This is a genomic window from Kitasatospora sp. NPDC057512, from assembly GCF_042802135.1.
In the GTDB taxonomy this organism is placed as follows: domain Bacteria; phylum Actinomycetota; class Actinomycetes; order Streptomycetales; family Streptomycetaceae; genus Kitasatospora.
In genome coordinates, this window is sequence record NZ_JBHVET010001077.1 from 1 (window position 1) to 2,056 (window position 2,056).

3 protein-coding genes are annotated in these 2,056 nt (G+C 72.8%); all 3 read right to left on the reverse strand.

Annotated elements, in window-relative coordinates; genetic code table 11:
- Positions 1 to 36 precede the first annotated feature (36 nt).
- The 3 genes from ACFU6K_RS37770 to ACFU6K_RS37780 all read right to left on the reverse strand — a co-directional run bounded on the left by ACFU6K_RS37770 (position 37) and on the right by ACFU6K_RS37780 (position 1,793).
- Positions 37 to 900, reverse strand: coding sequence for a DsbA family protein (locus ACFU6K_RS37770; RefSeq protein ID WP_380671000.1), 864 nt, complete (start codon positions 898 to 900; stop codon positions 37 to 39).
- 51 nt (positions 901 to 951) lie between these two features.
- Positions 952 to 1,461: a MauE/DoxX family redox-associated membrane protein gene (locus ACFU6K_RS37775; protein ID WP_053112044.1), complete on the reverse strand. Its 510-nt coding sequence runs from the start codon at positions 1,459 to 1,461 to the stop codon at positions 952 to 954.
- 128 nt (positions 1,462 to 1,589) lie between these two features.
- Positions 1,590 to 1,793 (reverse strand): hypothetical protein, encoded by a 204-nt coding sequence (locus ACFU6K_RS37780; protein ID WP_049651214.1) that lies wholly within the window; start codon positions 1,791 to 1,793, stop codon positions 1,590 to 1,592.
- Positions 1,794 to 2,056 lie beyond the last annotated feature (263 nt).

The following is a 2,056-nucleotide window of genomic DNA, read 5'->3' on the forward strand; positions in this document are numbered from 1 at the left end:
CCTCCGGACGGGGAGGGGCGGCGCGGCCTGGCGGGCTCAGCCGGCCGTCGGCGACGGGTTGTTGGCCTCCGAGGCGGTGCTGGTCGGCGCCGGGGTCTGGCCGTGCGAACCCGCCGTGCCCAGCTGCTTGCCCTGGTTCGCGGCGTCCACCCACTTCACCAGGTTCGCCGGGGTGATCTCCTCGCCGCCGTTCTTCGGGTAGATCGGCTGGCCGTTGAGCAGCACCGTCGGCGTGGACTTGAAGCTGGACTTGTCGAAGTCCTGCTGCACCGCGGACACCCAGCCGCCGAACCTGCTGTCCTTGACGCAGGACTGGAACCCGGGTGTGTCCAGGCCGTTGACCTGCTTGGCCAGGCCGAGCAGCACGGCCTTGTCGCCGAAGGCGTCGTTGGTCTCGTCCGGCTGGTTGCGGTAGAGCACGTCGTGGAAGTCCCGGAAGTGCCCGGCGTCCTGGGCGCAGCCCAGCGCGTTGGCGCCGTTCCGCGAGCCCTTGCCCGCCACGGCCCGGTCGATGAACGACACGATGTGGTAGTTCGTGTAGATCTTCCCGGCGTCCTCCAGCTGGTCGATGGTCGACGAGAACTCGCGCTCGAAGGTGCCGCAGGCGGGGCAGCGCGGGTCCTCGTAGACGGTGAGGACGGAGGGCGCGTTGTCGGCGCCGACCGGGATGACCAGGTTCTTGGCGCCGATCGTCCCGGCCGGGGCGGCGACCGGCGTCTCCGGCTTGGAGCGCTGGTTCTGCACCACGACGCCGGCGATCACCGCGGCGGCGATCACCGCGAGCACGGAGCCGCCCACGATCAGCTTCTTCTTGCGCCGGGAGGAGGCCTCGTCGGCCGCCCGCTGCTCCAGCATCCGCTCACGGGCGGTGCGCTTGCCTTCTCGGTTCTTCTCGCTCATTGCGTTGACATCCACGGTCGGGGGCCTTCGTCGGGTGCAGGGATGTGGGGGTCAGCTCGCCAGCCAGCCGTCCGCCGACAGCCGGGTGCGGGGCCGCCACAGCAGCCACCCGGCCAGCAGCAGGAATCCGGTGTCGCGCAGGATCTCCTGGAGGTACTCCGTCTGCGACGCGTCGACGTGCCCGCCGCCACCGAAGCAGCCGCAGTCGATCGAGATGCCGCGCGCCCAGGCGGAGGCGATCCCGGCGATGAACGCCAGCAGCAGGAGCGCGGAGACCCCGGCCACCAGCCGGACACCGAGGCCCACCACCAGCAGCAGGGCCAGTGCCAGCTCCAGGAACGGCAGGCCGTAGCCGATCGGCTTGACCAGGCCCTCAGGGAGGATCTCGTAGGCCCGGACGGCCTGTGCGGCCTCCGCCGGGTCGGAGATCTTCGCCAGCCCGGCCCACCCCCAGACCACCGCGAGGCCGAGCCGGACGACCGTGCCGAGCCACTCGCTCCAGGCCGGCACCGGCCGCCCCGCCGTCGGCGTGGGCGCGGAGCCACCGGGCTGCGCGGTCATCAGGGGACCCCCCTCGGGAAACTCGTTCACTCCCTGAGGAACCGTCGGGGACGGAGGGGGGTTTCTCCGCCGTCGGGAATGACGCCGGATGAGTGACGTTCCGCCCGAACAGTCCGAACACCCGAACGTCAGCGGCACCCCGCCAACCACCCGGCCTCGAACAGATCGGGGTGCCGGGCCGCCTCCGCGCACGCCACCGCCTCCCGCTCCGCCCGCTCGGCCCCGCGCTTCGCCAACGCGTGGCCCACCTCGACGTGCACCCCGACCGCGCCGACGAGCACCACCACGGCCGCCGCCGCCCGCAGCAGGACGGCCCGCTGGACACTCCGCACCGGCTCACCCCTTCCGCTCGCCCCGGCAACCGTTCGTGCACTCCTCCCTCCACTCAACGTCCGCCAACCCCGCCTGATGCGTGTCCCCACCCCTTGTTCACCCGTTCGGGTCCGCACTCCGGTCGGCGCGCACGGCGAATGCCGCGCGCCCGGGGCCACGCCCCTCAGGAACGCGGCCCCGGGAACACCCCCGGGAGCGCCGCCGGGAACACCCGGCCCCCCGAGAAAGACCGGCGGCCCCCCACTCCCGAGGCGTGGAGGGC